This window comes from Streptomyces sp. RG80, from assembly GCF_040446465.1.
Taxonomy (GTDB): Bacteria; Actinomycetota; Actinomycetes; order Streptomycetales; family Streptomycetaceae; genus Streptomyces.
The window spans coordinates 351449-367200 of record NZ_JBEAAJ010000009.1 but is presented as its reverse complement, the minus strand read 5'-3'; the positions used below and the strand labels follow the sequence as shown (position 1 = coordinate 367200).

The 15752-nt window shown below is 72.4% G+C and carries 14 protein-coding genes; 6 read left to right on the top strand and 8 right to left on the bottom strand.

Features of this window, described 5'->3' with window-relative positions:
* The first annotated feature begins 42 nt into the window (after positions 1-42).
* The 4 genes from ABKA17_RS31410 to mshC all read left to right on the top strand — a co-directional run bounded on the left by ABKA17_RS31410 (position 43) and on the right by mshC (position 3484).
* Positions 43-729, top strand: a complete 687-nt coding sequence (locus tag ABKA17_RS31410) for a histidine phosphatase family protein (RefSeq protein WP_353695676.1) — start codon at positions 43-45, stop codon at positions 727-729.
* A 67-nt stretch (positions 730-796) separates the two neighbouring features.
* Entirely contained in the window at positions 797-1387 is a 591-nt protein-coding gene (locus ABKA17_RS31405; protein WP_353695675.1) for a DUF3090 domain-containing protein, read from the top strand.
* A complete protein-coding gene (locus ABKA17_RS31400; RefSeq protein WP_353695674.1) occupies positions 1351-2160 on the top strand; it encodes an SCO1664 family protein in 810 nt (269 codons plus the stop codon). The genes ABKA17_RS31405 and ABKA17_RS31400 overlap by 37 nt, the downstream gene beginning before the upstream one ends.
* A 94-nt stretch (positions 2161-2254) precedes the next feature.
* Complete coding sequence (mshC, locus tag ABKA17_RS31395) at positions 2255-3484, top strand: cysteine--1-D-myo-inosityl 2-amino-2-deoxy-alpha-D-glucopyranoside ligase (RefSeq protein WP_353695673.1); 1230 nt, start codon at positions 2255-2257, stop codon at positions 3482-3484.
* 74 nt (positions 3485-3558) lie between these two features.
* Here mshC and ABKA17_RS31390 read toward each other — a convergent pair whose 3' ends face one another.
* Positions 3559-4167 (bottom strand): hypothetical protein, encoded by a 609-nt coding sequence (locus tag ABKA17_RS31390; RefSeq protein ID WP_353695672.1) that lies wholly within the window; start codon positions 4165-4167, stop codon positions 3559-3561.
* A gap of 49 nt (positions 4168-4216) precedes the next feature.
* Entirely contained in the window at positions 4217-5947 is a 1731-nt protein-coding gene (locus ABKA17_RS31385) for a S8 family peptidase (protein WP_353695671.1), read from the bottom strand.
* Positions 5948-6228: 281 nt separating this feature from the next.
* Between ABKA17_RS31385 and ABKA17_RS31380 the strand changes: the two genes are divergently transcribed.
* Positions 6229-7185 carry an SMP-30/gluconolactonase/LRE family protein gene (locus ABKA17_RS31380; RefSeq protein WP_353695670.1) on the top strand — a complete coding sequence of 319 codons (957 nt, stop codon included), beginning with the start codon at positions 6229-6231 and terminating at the stop codon, positions 7183-7185.
* Positions 7186-7231: 46 nt separating this feature from the next.
* Here the strand turns inward: ABKA17_RS31380 and ABKA17_RS31375 are convergent, their stop codons facing one another.
* Positions 7232-8224, bottom strand: a complete 993-nt coding sequence (locus ABKA17_RS31375; protein ID WP_353695669.1) for a PAC2 family protein — start codon at positions 8222-8224, stop codon at positions 7232-7234.
* Positions 8225-8530: 306 nt separating this feature from the next.
* On the opposite strand from ABKA17_RS31375, the gene ABKA17_RS31370 reads away from it, so the two are divergent.
* Positions 8531-11002: an NACHT domain-containing protein gene (locus ABKA17_RS31370; RefSeq protein WP_353695668.1), complete on the top strand. Its 2472-nt coding sequence runs from the start codon at positions 8531-8533 to the stop codon at positions 11000-11002.
* A gap of 1 nt (position 11003) precedes the next feature.
* On the opposite strand, the gene ABKA17_RS31365 is transcribed toward ABKA17_RS31370, so the two are convergent.
* The 5 genes from ABKA17_RS31365 to ABKA17_RS31345 all read right to left on the bottom strand — a co-directional run bounded on the left by ABKA17_RS31365 (position 11004) and on the right by ABKA17_RS31345 (position 15752).
* Positions 11004-11675: a FadR/GntR family transcriptional regulator gene (locus ABKA17_RS31365; RefSeq protein WP_353695667.1), complete on the bottom strand. Its 672-nt coding sequence runs from the start codon at positions 11673-11675 to the stop codon at positions 11004-11006.
* A 120-nt stretch (positions 11676-11795) separates the two neighbouring features.
* Positions 11796-13091, bottom strand: coding sequence for an amidohydrolase (locus tag ABKA17_RS31360; RefSeq protein ID WP_353695666.1), 1296 nt, complete (start codon positions 13089-13091; stop codon positions 11796-11798).
* Entirely contained in the window at positions 13088-13852 is a 765-nt protein-coding gene (locus ABKA17_RS31355) for a nucleoside phosphorylase (protein ID WP_353695665.1), read from the bottom strand. Before ABKA17_RS31355 ends, ABKA17_RS31360 begins: the two co-directional genes overlap by 4 nt.
* Positions 13849-14715 (bottom strand): ABC transporter permease, encoded by an 867-nt coding sequence (locus ABKA17_RS31350; protein WP_353695664.1) that lies wholly within the window; start codon positions 14713-14715, stop codon positions 13849-13851. Before ABKA17_RS31350 ends, ABKA17_RS31355 begins: the two co-directional genes overlap by 4 nt.
* Positions 14715-15752 carry an ABC transporter permease gene (locus ABKA17_RS31345; RefSeq protein WP_353695663.1) on the bottom strand — a complete coding sequence of 346 codons (1038 nt, stop codon included), beginning with the start codon at positions 15750-15752 and terminating at the stop codon, positions 14715-14717. Before ABKA17_RS31345 ends, ABKA17_RS31350 begins: the two co-directional genes overlap by 1 nt.

The window sequence follows — 15752 nt, the reverse complement described above, 5'->3', positions numbered from 1 at the left end:
TCGCAAGCCACCGCACGCGTGCGTGCGCCTACCCTGGGCCGCATGCCCACGTTGATCCTCGTCCGGCACGGACGATCCACCGCCAACACCGAGGGACTGCTCGCCGGGTGGACGCCCGGTGTCGCCCTGGACGAGCGCGGGACCGCGCAGGCCGCCGGACTGCCCGGGCGCCTCGCCGAGGTGCCGATCTCCGAGGTGGTCAGCAGCCCGTTGCAGCGCTGCCAGGAAACGATTCAGCCGCTCCTCGACGCCCGCCCCGAGCTCACCCCGCACACCGACGAGCGGATCGGGGAGTGCCACTACGGCGACTGGTCCGGCCGCAAGCTCGCCGAGCTCATGGACGAGCCGCTGATGGAGGTCGTGCAGGCGCATCCCTCTGCGGCCGCCTTCCCCGGCGGCGAGTCGATGCGGGCGATGCAGACCCGCGCGGCCGAGGCCGTACGCGAGTGGAACGCGCGCGTGGAGCGCGACCACGGGGCCGACGCCGTCTATCTGATGTGCTCGCACGGCGACATCATCAAGTCGCTCGTCGCGGACGCGCTCGGACTTCATCTAGACCTCTTCCAGCGGATCTCCGTCGAACCGTGTTCCATCACCGCGATCCGTTACACCCGTCTGCGCCCGTTTCTCGTACGCCTCGGCGACACCGGTGATTTCACCTCGCTCGCCCCGCGCACGGAGCCGTCCGGCGGTGACGCCACGGTCGGTGGTGGTGCGGGCGCACCGTGATCGTCGGGCGCAGTAGGGTGAAGCGGTCGAAGCAGCGCCGTACCCACGATTCCAATGGAGACAGGACGTGTCCCGTCAGGTGTTCCTCTATGACCCACCGGAGCGTTTCGTGGCCGGCACGGTCGGACTGCCCGGGCGCCGTACGTTCTTCCTCCAGGCCTCCGCCGGCTCCCGGGTGACCAGCGTGGCCCTGGAGAAGACCCAGGTCGCCGCGCTCGCCGAGCGGATGGACGAGCTGCTGGACGAGGTGGTGCGGCGCAGCGGCGGCAGCGCCTCCGTCCCGGCCATGGCGCCCACCGAGATCTCCGACGCCGCCCCGCTGGACTCCCCCGTCGAGGAGGAGTTCCGCGTCGGCACCATGGCGCTCGCCTGGGACGGCGAGGAGCAGCGCATGATCGTCGAGGCCCAGGCCCTCGTCGAACTGGACGCCGACTCCGAGGAGGACCTCGCCGAGGCCGAGGAGCGGCTCCTGCAGGACGAGGAGAACGGCCCGCCGATGCTGCGGGTCCGGCTCACCGGCGCGCAGGCGAGAGCCTTCGCCAAGCGTGCCCTGGACGTCGTCAACGCCGGGCGGCCGCCGTGCCCGCTGTGCAGTCTCCCGCTCGACCCGGAAGGACACGTATGTCCGCGCCAGAACGGATACCGCCGCGGAGCGTGACCACGGCAGAGCTGCTCACCCACGGTGAGCTGACGGTACGCGGACAGATCCGGGACGCCTCCAACGCGGTGCTGCACTGCGCTGTCACCCACGAAGGCGAAGAGGCCCTGTGCGTCTACAAACCCGTACGCGGCGAGCGCCCGCTCTGGGACTTCCCCGACGGCACCCTCGCCCAGCGTGAGGTCGCCGCCTACGAGGTCTCCGAGGCGACCGGCTGGGGGCTCGTACCGCCCACCGTGCTGCGCGACGGACCGTACGGCGAGGGCATGGTCCAGCTGTGGATCGAGGCCGAGCCCGGCCCCGAGCTGCTGGCGCTCGTCGACGCCAAGGAGCCGGGACCGGGCTGGAAGGCCATCGGGTTCGCCGAGGTCGGCGACGGAAAGACCGCGCTGCTGGTGCACGCCGACGACGAGCGGCTGCGGCGCCTGTCCGTGCTCGACGCCGTGATCAACAACGCCGATCGCAAGGGCGGCCATCTGCTGCCCGCCGGGGACCGGCTGTACGGCATCGACCACGGCGTGACCTTCAACACCGAGAACAAGCTGCGCACCCTGCTGTGGGGCTGGGCGGGGGAGCCGCTGCCGGGGGACGCCGTCGACGTACTGAAGGGCCTCAAGGAGGCCCTGACGGGCGGGCTGGCCACCCGGCTGGCCGAACTGATCACCCCGGCCGAACTGGACGCCACGCGCGCGCGTGTGGAGTCCCTGCTGTCCACCGGCAAGCACCCGGAGCCGAGCGGCGAGTGGCCGGCCATTCCCTGGCCGCCGGTCTAGCGGCACAATGGCCGGTATCGCACAAGAAGGCCTTACCGGCCATCCCACCCGGTCCGGTTCGTATACGGAACATCAGTCCGGTTAGGCTCATGACATGCATGCCTGGCCCGCTTCCGAGGTCCCCGCCCTGCCTGGTCAGGGCCGCGACCTGAGGATCCACGACACCGCGACCGGCGGTCTGGTCCCCCTCGACCCCGGTCCCGTCGCCCGTCTCTACGTCTGCGGCATCACGCCGTACGACGCGACCCACATGGGACACGCGGCGACCTACAACGCGTTCGACCTCGTGCAGCGCGTGTGGCTCGACACCAAGCGCCAGGTTCACTACGTCCAGAACGTCACCGACATCGACGACCCGCTGCTGGAGCGCGCGCAGCGGGACAGCGTCGACTGGGCCGCCCTCGCCGAGAAGGAGACGACCCTCTTCCGCGAGGACATGACGGCCCTCAGGATGCTGCCCCCGCAGCACTACATCGGCGCGGTCGAGGCGATACCCGGCATCGTCCCGCTGGTCGAACGGCTGCGGGACGCGGGCGCCGCGTACGAGCTCGAAGGGGACGTCTACTTCTCCGTCGAGTCCGACCCCAACTTCGGCAAGGTGTCCAACCTGGACGCGGCCGCCATGCGGCTGCTGTCCGCCGAGCGCGGCGGCGACCCGGACCGTCCGGGCAAGAAGAACCCGCTCGACCCGATGCTGTGGATGGCCGCCCGCGAGGGCGAACCGAGCTGGGACGGCAGCTCGCTGGGCCGCGGCCGGCCCGGCTGGCACATCGAGTGCGTCGCCATCGCCCTCGACCACCTCGGCATGACGTTCGACGTCCAGGGCGGCGGCTCCGACCTCGCCTTCCCGCACCACGAGATGGGCGCCTCGCACGCCCAGGTGCTCACCGGCGAGTTCCCCATGGCCAAGGCGTATGTCCACGCCGGCATGGTCGCCCTGCACGGCGAGAAGATGTCCAAGTCCAAGGGCAACCTGGTCTTCGTCTCCAAGCTGCGCTACGACGGCGTCGACCCGGCCGCGATCCGGCTCGCCCTGCTCGCCCACCACTACCGGACCGACTGGGAGTGGACCGACCAGGTGCTTCAGGACGCCGTCGCACGGCTCGGCGCCTGGCGCGCGGCCGTCTCCCGGCCCGACGGGCCCTCCGCCGACGCCCTGGTCGAGGAGATCCGCGAGGCCCTCGCGAACGACCTCGACACCCCCACCGCGCTCGCCGCCGTGGACCGCTGGGCCGCCCTCCAGCAGGCACAGGGCGGCACGGACGAGGGCGCCCCCGGACTCGTGTCGCGAGCCGTGGACGCGTTGCTGGGCGTCGCCCTGTAGGCACCCGGTACCCGAAAGGGCGCTTCCTCCGCGCGGAGGAAGCGCCCTTCGTGCTGTCAGCTACCGGCTACCGGTCAGACGCGCTGGATCCGGACGCTGCGCAGGACGCTCGGCGACTGCGTGTCCCAGATGCCGATCACCTGGTGGCCGAAGGCGAAGGCCTGCTGGATCTGCTGGTGGATCTGCGGGTTGGGGTTGTTGAGGACCCGGAACTGGTTGTTGATGCGCAGGAAGATCTGGTGCGGCTGCCCCTGGAGCGGGTGGACGATGTCGATGAAGCCGTTCGCCACACCCGAGGCGAGAGCCTGCGCCTGCACCTGCTGGACGACCTGCTGCACCGCCGACAGCGCGACCTGCTGGAGCTGCTGCTGCATCTGCTGCTCCTGCTGCTGCGCCTGCTGGTCCTGCTGCTGGCCGTAGCCCTGCTGCTGGCCCAGCTGCTGCAACAGCTGCTGGTACGGCTGCTGCTGGCCGAGGTTCTGGAGCTGCTCCAGCGAGCCGCCGCCCATGCCGGAGCCCTGCTGACCGAACGGCTGCTGACCGAAGCCCTGCTGGCCCTGGCCGAAGCCCTGCTGACCGAACGGCTGCTGCTGTTGCTGCTGGTACGGCGAGGTGCTCGGGAACTGCTGTCCCTGCTGTCCCTGTTGTTGTCCCAGTTGGCTCATCTGCGGGGTGGTGCTCATGCGGGTGCCACCTTCCCTTGATGGTTGGGCCCTTGATGGTGGGGATGCGTCAGCCCGTGACGACCAGGCCGACTATCTCGTCGTCCGCGAACCACACGCGGACATCGGGCCGTCCCCCCGCGAACGCGGCGTGCACTGCCTGGCGGATCTCGGGGGACGGGTGGTTCAGGTTCCGCCAGCCGCCGGCCACGAACAGCCGGAGCCTCGGCGGGAGTTCACGCGGATACGGCAGGAGCTCGTCCCAGTACTTCTCGGCCGGGCCCGAGCCGACCGCGTGCGGCAGCAGATGGGTCACCGCCGCCTTGATGTCGGGCCGGCTGCCGATCCGCTGCGAGGCGGGCCGGCCCGGTGCGTCCGTCTGCGGGGACCCGGTCGCCCGCAACACCGCTCGGGCGCGCTCCGGGGACATCGGCGGCTGGGCGGCCGCCTTGAGCATCCCCTGCAACGCGGCCAGGGCGCCGACCACCATCGGGGACGCCGAGGAGGTCCCGGAGAACGTGTCCGTGTACCAGGCGATCTCCTCGGGACCGCCCTGGAGGTCGCCGGGCCTGTCCCAGAAACCGCCGGTGGTGGTGACCTCGCGGCCCCAGCCCTGGGCGTCCACGCGGGCGCCGTAGTTGGAGAACGCGAGCCGGGACCGGTCCGGGCCGTGATCGCGGCCGTGCGTGCCGGGCGGCGGGGCGCCCGCGCCGACCAGGACGGCACCGGAGGACGGGTTGGACGGGTTGAACGGGTTGCGCCACGCCTGGGGGAACTCGTCGGGGCGGCGCTCGTAGACCGCGTCGTCGAGGGACTCGCCGCCGTTGCCGGCGGCCGCCACGACGATCACGCCCTTGGCGGTGGCGTGGCGGACGGCCGCGAAGTCGTCCGGCCACCACTCGAGCGCGATGTAGCCGCGCTGGTCGTCGCGTTCGGCGAACTCCGTCCGCGGTCCCGGTCGGTGGAGTTCGATCAGGACGATGTCGCCGGGGCCGAGCCGGTCCGCCGCCGCGTGGATCGCGGCCGCGGTGCCGATGCCCTGGAAGGACGCGGCCGCGGTGACCGCCTCCGGCACGATGCCGGTGACGCCGTGCTCGCCCTGGTCGCCGCCGAGCACCCCGATCACGGCGGTGCCGTGGTTGCGCCAGGCGATGTCGGTCAGCGGGGTGCCGACCACGACCCCGGCCAGCTTGGCGGCCAGGTCCTCGTGGCCCAGCTGCCAGGAACCCTCGACGTCGATCACGGTCACGCCCCGACCGGTCCCGCCGGGCCGCTGCCAGGCCCAGTGGGCGTCGATCCCCTCGGGCGCCGGCCGCAGATAGCCCTGCCGGCCGCTGAAGTCCGGTGTGACCGGGGCGCCTTCCTTGAGCCGGGCGCTCTCCTCGCCGACCTGCCCGAGGGTGGCCGGTACGGCGGGCGGCTTCACGTACGCCGTGTCGATGCCCGGCAGCGCGGCGATCCGCGAGCGCAGTTCCTCGGCACGAGTGCGGTCGCCGCGCACCCGGTAGAACAGTGCGAGGTCGGGGACGTCACCGTCGCCCGCCGTCGCCGACTGCCGCACCCTCTCCTCGCTTCCGAACAGCGGCTCCAGAGCGAGCTGTTCGTCGCCGAGGAACATGTTCAGGGCCGAGACGTCGGCGCCCGCCGCCGAGCGCACACCGTCGGCCCGGGCGCGCAGCCCGGCCTCCGGACTCGCTACGACGATCAGCTCCTGTTCGGCCCCTCGATAGGTGAATCCCGCTCCGTCGGGCCCCGGCCCGGAAGCCCCCGGGCCCTGCGCCGGTTCTGCCTGGTCGGTCATCGGGTACCGCTCCCTTCGGTCCTTGCGGGTGCCTGGTTGCGGATGGCGCGGGACGCCTCCCGGTGGAACAACCAAGCACTCCCGGGCGCCCTCGTCCACCCCGTCTTCGCCAACTCGGTTTGAAAGAAGTTGAATTGGGTAACGGGTGCAATCCGTCCTGAAACAGATGTCACGCAGCAATCCGGCCAAAGGCTGCGGAGGCCACTGGCATGTGATGGGGTGGGAGCGTCTGTTGACCGATCGGCCGGCCAACTGCCGGCCCCCTGGCAGAAGGACGCACAGTGGCACCCACAGACCGTTCCTTCGCACGTCGAAGACTCCTCACCGCGACCGCGGCGCTGACGGGAGCAGCGCTGCTCGGCGGCACGGCCCACGCGGCCGAGACACAGAAGGCCGCCTGGCCCGACCAGTTCCCCCTGCCGGACGGCTTCCAGCCCGAGGGCATCACCATCGGCAACAAGCCCTTCGGCTACTTCGGTTCGCTCCTCAACGGCGACATCTACCGGGCGAGCCTCGCCACCGGCCGGGGCTCGGCGATCAGCAAGGGCCTCGGCGACGGGCACCAGACCGTGGGCCTGAAGATCGACTGCCACGGCCGGCGGCTCTTCCTCGCCGGCGGCGGCAGCGGCGAGATCCGCACGGTGGACGCCCGCTCCGGCGAGATCGAGAAGGTGTACGCCACCGGCGGCACCTTCGTGAACGACGTGATCCTCACCCCGGGCGCCGCCTGGTTCACCGACTCCTTCAAGCCGCAGCTCTACAAGCTGAACCTCGGCAGGCACGACGAGCCCAAGGGCGTCGAGACCGTGCCCCTGACCGGCGACTGGCTCCAGGGCGACGACTTCACCGCCAACGGCATCGAGCGCACCCCCGACGGCCGCGCCCTGCTCGTGGTGAACGCCTTCGCCGACGGCGGCGCCCTGGAACGCGTCGACCCGCGCACGGGAGCCGCCCGTGCCGTGGACCTCGGCGGAGCCAAGATCCCCAACGGGGACGGCCTGTTGCTGCTCGGCAGGACCCTGTACGTCGTCCAGCAGGCGCAGAACGCGATCGACGTGTTCCGGCTGAACGCCGCCGGCACCAAGGGCACGGCGATCACCCGCATCACCGACCCGCGCTTCCGCATCCCGACCACCGCGGCGGCCTGGGGCGAGCGGATCTATCTGCCCAACGCCCGCTTCGACGTGGACCCGACGCCCACCACCGAGTACGACGTGGTGGCGATCCCCCGGGTGTGACCGAGAGGAGGGCGGTGCGTGTCGTACGCGCCGCCCTCCTCGTCGCTCAGTCCTCCGACGGGTCCGCCGGACCCTCGTCGTCCGTGCCGCTCGGCTTCGGCGGCTTGGGCGGCCGGGTACGACCGCTGGGGTTGTCCCGCAGATACGACGTACCGTCGCCGCCCTCGGTCGCGTGCCCGCCCGGCGAGGGCGGACCGCCGCCGTCCCGTCTGCGCAGATACCGCTCGAACTCGCGGGCGATCGCCTCGCCCGACGCCTCCGGCAGCTCCGCGGTGTCCCGGGCCTCCTCCAGCGTCTGCACGTACTCGGCGACCTCGCTGTCCTCAGCGGCCAGCTGGTCCACGCCCACCTGCCAGGCGCGCGCGTCCTCGGGCAGCTCGCCCAGCGGGATGCGCACGTCGATGAGATCCTCGAGCCGGTTCAGCAGCGCCAGCGTCGCCTTCGGGTTGGGCGGCTGCGACACGTAGTGCGGTACGGCCGCCCAGAGGCTGACCGCCGGCACGCCCGCGTGCGTGCACGCCTCCTGGAGGACGCCGACGATGCCCGTGGGGCCCTCGTACTTGGTCTCCTCCAGGTCCATCCGCTGGGCCAGGTCCGGATCCGACGTGGTCCCGCTGATCGGGACCGGACGCGTGTGCGGGGTGTCGCCGAGCAGGGCGCCCAGGATCACGACCAGCTCCACGCCCAGTTCGTGGGCGAAGCCGAGAAGCTCGTTGCAGAACGAGCGCCAGCGCATGGACGGTTCGATACCTCGGACCAGTACGAGATCACGCGGCTTGTCGCCGCCGACGCGCACCACCGAGAGGCGGGTCGTCGGCCATGTGATCTTCCTGACTCCGGCGTCCATCCACACCGTGGGCCGGTTCACCTGGAAGTCGTAGTAGTCCTCGGCGTCCAGCGCCGCGAACACCTCGCCCTTCCACTCCCTGTCCAGATGCGCGACCGCGGTGGAGGCGGCGTCGCCGGCATCGTTCCAGCCCTCGAACGCGGCCACCATGACCGGGTCGATCAGCTCGGGTACCCCCTCGAGCTCGATCACCCAGTGCCTCCTTCCGACGTGCCCTCACGTACGCCCCAACCTTACGGCGTCGGGCGGGGGCGTCCGCAGCCCCCTTGCACGGGGGAGTGAACGCATCACTGCCCCATTAGCCACCCCGGAACACCCCCCATTCCTCGGATCTGTGCCGGATCACCCCGCACGCCAGGCAGCACAGCTCCCCAGTGACCCGGGTAGACGTCGGATGACCATGAGAGCTCCGATGACCAGCGAGGTCGTTCACTCACTCGTGTGGCGGTACGGCGATCAGGGCGCCCGGAGGCGGCCCGGTACGCAACTCTTCGTCGGGTGAGCGGAGTTGCCCCAGGGGCGCGGGTACGGCGGGTCGGGATCGTGTACCTGGTCCTGTTCGGCACGGGAACGCTGGGGGCGCTGGTCGCCGCGCTGTATGTCCAGGACCCGGGGGCGGTGGTCGCCGCGCTCCTGCCGACCGGGGCGGGGGCGTATCTGGCGTGGAGCGCGTACCGGGCGGACCGGGCGGAGGCCGCCGTGGCCGAGAGCCCCGAGGCCGCGTCCGACCGGCTCGCCGACGCCGTACGACGGCAGTGGGAGACCGAGGCGCAGGTACGGCGGCTGGAGGACCCGTATCCGCTGCCGGTCTCCTGGGAGGCGGCCGACGCGGACCTGGCGCCGGCGGGCGGTGCCGGAGACATCGGCGCCGTGTTCGAAGGGCTGCCCGGGCGGCGGCTGCTGGTGCTCGGGGATCCCGGCTCGGGCAAGACGGTGCTGCTCGTACGGCTGCTGCTCGCGCTGCTCGGACGGCGGCGGGAGGGGGAGCCGGTGCCGGTGCTCTTCCCGCTCGCCTCCTGGGATCCGCGAGCCGAGGACCTGCGCGGCTGGATGGAGCGGCGGCTGGTGCAGGACCACGCGGAGTTGGGCGTGGTGGACGGGGGCGTCACCCGTGCCGCGCTGCTGCTGGAGCGGCGGCTCGTCCTGCCGGTGCTCGACGGCTTCGACGAACTCCCCGCCGCCGTGGGCGCGTCGGCGCTGCACGGCATCAACGAGGCGCTGCCGTACGGCTGCGGCATGGTCCTGTCGAGCCGCCCCGCCGAGTACCGGTCGGCCCTGCGGCCCCGCGACGGGGTGCCGGCGCGGCTCGCGGGCATGGCCGGCATCCGGCTCCTGCCGCTGGGCACCGAGGACGTGGCCAGGTATCTGCTGCGGGACGCGGGCGGCGCCGGGACGCGGGCCGGGGCGCGCTGGCGGCCGGTGATCGAGGCGCTGAGCACCCGGGCGCCGGTGGCACGGGCCCTCACCAGTCCGCTGATGGTGTCGCTGGCCAGAGTCGTGTACAACCCGCGGCCGGGGGAGGGGGCTGGGCCTCCGCCGGGACCCGCGCATGGTGCGCGCTCGGACGAGAGCGCGGGGCAACTGCCGGACCCGGCCGACCTGTTGCGCTGCCCCACCCGGGACGCGGTCGCCGCACATCTCTTCGAGGCCTTCGTCGACGCCGCGTACCGGCCGCATCCGCGGCGCCCCTGCCGGTGGACGGCGGACCGGGCGCGGGCCGCTCTCGGGTTTCTGGCCCGGCACATGGAGCGCGGGTTCGACGGGGCGGCGGAGGTGGCGTGGTGGAAGCTGCACGGGGTCGCGTCCGGGTTGCTGCCGCGGGTACTGGCGGGCGTGCTGCTCGGCGGGCTGGCGTGGCTGGTCGAGGGGGCGACCATGGAGGTGATCTTCCACTTCACCCGCGACCCGCTCTACGCCCCGTCCTGGGACGACCGCGGCGGGCTCGGCGTGCTGGCCGGATGTCTGTGCGGAGGCCTGGTCGGCGGGCTGGCGGCCGCCGCGGTCGCCGCCGGGTTGGGTTCGGTCGCCGCGCTCGGACACCTCACGCCCGCACTGGTCCTGGAGCGGCTGGCGGACGACGGATCGCTGGTGCTGGCCGGACTGATCAGCTGCGGGCTCGCGGTCGGCCACCGGCCGGCGCTGCGCCCGCCGGCCGCCTGGGACCGGCGAGTGGTCCTCACGGGCGCGGCGACGGTCTCGCTGTACGTGGCGGCGTACGGGAACGCCTGCGGAGTCATCAGCACGGTCGTGCTCACGGCCGCGGCCGCCGCCGTGGGAGTCGATGGCGCTCCGGCGCCCCGCAGCCCCGTCGCCCGGGTCCGCTGGGTGTGGAGCCGCCGGGGCCTGGCCATGGGACTGCTGGCCGGTGCCCTCATGGGCGGTGTGTGTCTGGTCGAGGGCCTGCTCACGGGCGTGCTCGGCGGGGACGCCGACCACTACTACATCGCCCCGTCCGATCCGGTCGGGGCCCTGTGGCAGGCATGGCGGCAGGGCGCCCTGCTCGCGTTCGTCTGCCTGCTCGTCCAGGGGATCCGGGCCGTCCCCGTGGACGTCGCAGGACCGGCCGACGCGGCCGCGCTGCTCCGCAACGACCGCCGCACACTGGCCACCTGCACGGTGGCGGCGACGCTGCTCGGCGCCGCCGTGTTCGGCGCCCAGGACCTGACCATGATCACCGTAGCCCGGATCTGGTTCCCGGACGCGCTGTTCACCGACGGATACGGCTGGCTCTATCTGACCGGGCTGATCCCCGCGCTGCTCATGGGGCTGGCCGCGGGCCTGCGCCAGACCGCCTGGAGCCGCTACGCCGTGGCCCGCTGCCAGTTGACACTGCGCGCCGGACTGCCCCACGACCTGATGGCCTTCCTCGCCGACGCCCATGAACAGCGCGGCGTGCTGCGCCGGGCCGGGGCCGTCTACCAGTTCCGCCACATCGAGCTGCAACACCATCTCGCGGGCCCGGAACGCTAGTTCACAGCGAGGCCCGCAGCCACTGCTCCACGCTCGCGATGTGGACCGTCGCCCACGACCGAGCCGCCTCCGCGTCACGGTCCCGAAGCGCGGCGAGGATCATGCGGTGCTCGTGCAGGGTGCGGCTGACCGCGTCCTCCTGGGTCAGGCCACGCCAGACCCTCGCCCGGGTAGTGGGACCTGACAGGCCGTCAAGAAGTGAGCAGAGGACGGAGTTGCCGGAGCTCTGCACGATGCCCCGGTGGAAGTCGAGGTCGCAGGCGACGAGTTCCTCCACCGAGGGCGCCTCACCGAGCTTGTCCAACTGGGCGGAGAGCGCGTCCAGTTGCTGCTCGCTGATCCGCAGGGCCGCCATCGAGGTCGCGGCCGGCTCCAGGATGCGGCGGACGGCCAGGAACTCCAGGACGGTGTCGTCGCGGTGGAAGTCGACGACGAAACTCAGCGCCTCCAGCAAAAGCTGCGGGTCCAGGCTCGTCACATACGTGCCGTCGCCCTGCCGCACATCCAGGATCCGGATCAGCGACAGGGCGCGCACCGCCTCGCGCAGGGAGTTGCGGGACAGCCCCAGCTCGGAGGCGAGCTCGCTCTCCTTCGGGAGCCGGTCGCCGGGGCGCAGGGCACCCGAGACGATCATGCCCTTGATCTTCTCGATCGCCTCGTCGGTGACTGCCATGGCCGGCCTCCCTGTGGTTCACAATCGCCTGTGCGGGACATACGACGTGCCCGTAAAGACATCCGATGTCTTTCGCCATTATGGGGGCCCGTCGGCCGAACGGGGCACGAAATGCCCCGCTCAGACAAGTGCCTCCAGCTCGGCGATCACCGCCCGCTCGTCGAGCGTCGTCAGCACACGGTCCCGCATGAGCACCCTCCCGTCGACGACGGTGTCCCGCACGTCCGCCGAGTGCGCGGCGTACGCCAGCGTCGACCACGGGTCGTGCGACGGCCGCAGATGCGGCGCGTCCAGGTCGAGCACGATCACATCGGCCCGCTTCCCGGCCTCCAGCGACCCCAGGTGCTCCCCGAGCCCCAGCGCCCGCGCGCCCTCGATCGTCGCCATCCGTACGGCCTGCTCGGCACCGACCGCGGTCGGGTCACCGCCCGCCTTGTGCACCAGCGCCGCCTGCCGCACCGCCCCCAGCACGTCCAGCGTGTTGGAGCTGACGGCCCCGTCCGTACCCAGCCCGACGGTCACCCCGGCGCTCAGCAACCGCGGCACCGGAGCGATCCCGCAGCCCAACTTCAGGTTGGACACGGGACAGTGGGCGACCGACGTCCCGGTGCGGGCCAGCGCGGCGATCTCCGGTCCCGTGAGGTCCACGGCGTGCGCGAGCAGCACGTCCGGGCCGAGCAGCCCGAGCGAGTCGAGCAACTCCACCGGCCGCTTGCCGTACTTGACCTCGACGGTGGCGACCTCGGTCGCGTTCTCCGCGGCGTGGATGTGCACCAGGGCCCCGAACTCCCGGGCCAGTGCGAACACTTCGGTCAGCTGGTCGGGGTTCAGGGTGTACGTGGAGTGCGCGAAGACGACCGGCCGGGTCCCCGACTGTGCGGCGCCCCCGGCCTCCAGGTCGCGGCGCGCCCACTCCAGGCGGTCCTCGTGGGCGAGGCCGTCCGGCGGCTCCGGCACGTCCATGAAGGTCGGTCCGGTGTGCAGCCGCCAGCCCGTCTCGCGGGCCGCCCGCTCGGCCGCCTCGTGGAACCAGTACATGTCGAGCGCGGACGTCACCCCCGCCCGTACGCTCTCGGCGACCGCCAGCCGCACCGCCGCCGCCACGTTCCGCGGCGTCAGCAGCTCGGCCTCCCACTTCAGCACCCGCTCCAGGAACCCCTTGAGGGTGACGTCGTCGGCGCGGCCGCGCAGCAGGGTCATCGCGAGGTGGGTGTGCGTGTTGACCAGACCCGGCAGGACGAGACAGCCCGCGGCGTCGATGGACTCGGTGGCCGTGAAGCGCGTACCCAGCTCCTCGGCGCGGCCCACGGCGACGATCTCGCCCTCGTGGACGGCGACCGCCCCGTCCCGTACGACGGTTCCGTCCTCGTCGACGGTCAGGACGTCACCGCCGTGGATCAGCAGATCGACGCTCATACGGCGTCCCCCGGCCGGTACTCCTGCGCCAGCAGCCGCAGCGCCTCCAGCGACACCACCGCGCCCCGCTCGACGCCCGCCGCGACGACCTCCCGGTGCGGGTCGTACCCGCCGGTGGCCGCCTCGTCGACCAGCTCGTCGGCGTTCGCCCCGTCGATGACCAGCACACCGCCCGCGACGAGCCCGCGCAGTGACGCCGTCACCAGCAGCGCGGACAGCTCCATCTCGATGGCGGCGAGGCCGGCACCGTCGTAGGAGAAGAGCGGGAGGAGGCCGGGCTGGAAGGCCGCCCGGGTCCAGACGATGCCCCGGTGGTGCGGGGCGTTCGCCTCGCGGGCCGCGCGCTGGAGCGCGATGACCGCCTCGGGGGAGGAGACCGCCGGGTACTCCGGTGGCAGCAGCTGCTGGGTGACGCCGTCGTCGCGGACGGCCGCCTCGGCGATGACGAGGTCGCCGTCGCCGATGCCGGGCCTCATCGCGCCCGCCGTGCCGAACCGCAGGAAGGTGCGCACGCCCGCGTCCGCGAGTTCCTGGAACAGCAGGATCGCGCCCGGTCCGCCCACCCCGTGCGAGGCGACGACCACCGGCAGGCCCTTCCAACTGCCGCTGAACACACGGTATTCGCGGTGGTACGAGACCTCCTCGGCACCGTCGAGCAGCGCGGCGACGGCCGCGGCGCGCACCGGGTCGCCGACGACGACCGCGTGCGCCGGCAGGCCGGTGCGGGGTATGCGGGTGATGGGCAGCAGGTCCTGGGTCATGCGGCGGCTCCGGTGGACGGGCGGGTACGGCGACGGCGCGCCGTGGTGAGGAAGAGGGCGCCGAGCGTGACGACGTACGGCGCGGCGTCGGTCGCCTGCTGCGGCAGGCCGAGGCCCTGGAGGCGGAACCCGGCGGCTTCGGCGAGGCCGAAGAGCAGGGCGGCGAGCAGGACGCCGAGGGGCAGGGCGCGGCCGAGCATGACGGAGACCACGGCGATCCAGCCACGGCCCGCGGTCATGTTCTCGGTGAACAACGTGACGTTGCCGAGGGCGAGTTGGGCCCCGGCCAGACCGCACAGGACACCCGAGATCAGCACGGCCGCGTACCTGTACTTCGCCGGGTTCACCCCGAGCGTGGCCGCCGCGTCCGGCGCCTCGCCGACCCCGCGCAGCCTGAGCCCCCACACATGCCGGGACAGCATCACCGCGGCCACGGCGACCGCCGCCCACGCCAGATAGGCGAGCGGGCTGAAACCGCCGACGAGCGGCAGGCCGGCGAGGGTCGGGTCGTCGAAGGTGCCCTGCACACCGAAGACCGTACGCAACAGGAAGCTGGTCAGGCCGACGGCCAGCAGGTTCATCGCGATGCCCAGCACCACCGCGTCCCCGCGCAGAGTCACCGTTCCGACCGCGAGGATCAGCGAGTACGCGGCCGCGGCCAAGGCCGCCGCGAGTACTCCCAGCCAGGGGCTGCCGGTGAACCAGCTCGTCGCCACGGCCGTGAAGCAGCCCATCAGCATCATGCCCTCGAGGCCGATGTTGAAGACGCCCGCACGCTCGCACAGGGCTCCGCCGAGGGCGGCGAGAAGGATGGGGGTGAGCGCGCGCAGCGCCGACATCAACAGATCACCGTCGAAGAACATCACACGGCCGCCTTTCGCCTGAACCAGCCCCCGGGGAAGCTCAGTCGGGCCGCCAGGAACACGATCACGATTCCCTGCAACACCTGCGTCAGCTCGCGCGGCACCTCGGTCGTACGCTCCATCGCGAGCCCGCCGACCGAAAGGACGGCGAAGAAGAACGACGCGATCACCGTGCCCAGCGGCGCGGCGGCCGCCAGCAGCGCGGCCGTGAGTCCCGTCCAGGTGTAGCCCGGTGCGGTCAGCGAGCCGTCGACGAAGCGGTACGGGAAGCTCAACACCCCGATGGCGCCCACGAGTCCGGCGGTCGCTCCCGACACGGACATCAACTTCAGGGTCAGACCCCGGCGTTCGACACCCGCGTAGGCGGAGAAGCGCGCGTTGAGACCGGTCATCCGTATCTCGTACCCGAACGCGGTGCGCCGGTCCGTGAACCAGTACGCGGCCGCCGCGAGGACGACCAGAACCAGGCCCAGGGTGACCGTGGAGTCGCCGAACGCGGGCAGCGCCACCCCGTCGGGCAGAGCCCGGGTCTGCGGGAGGCTGGAGCCCGGCTCCTTGAGGGGGTAGCGCGCCAGGTAGGAGGCGAGCGAGACCGCCGGGTAGCTCAGCAGGAGGCTGCTGACCAGGAGCGGGACGCCGAAGTGGTTCTCGCACAGGGCGGCGAGGGTGGCGTAGGCGGCGCCCGCCGCCATGCCGGCCAGCAGGGCGAGTACGACGGTGAGGGGCGCGGGCAGCGGTGAGTACAGGCCGGTCACGGCCGCCGTGATGCCGCCGAGGACCATCTGGCCGTCGCCGCCGAGGTTGATGAGCCCGGCGCGCAGCGGGATCGCCAGGGCGAGGGCCATGCCGAGCACGCTGGTGACGGTGGTGAGCGTGGCCCCGATGCCGTCGGCGCCGAGGGAGCCGGTGAGGACCGCCTCGTAGGCCGCGACCGGGTCCGCGCCGGTGCCGAGCAGGAAGAGCGCGCCGATGAGGACGCCCGCGAGCACGGAGAAGGTGATGGGGGAGCGCAGGGCTCCGGTTATCCGGTCGTTCAT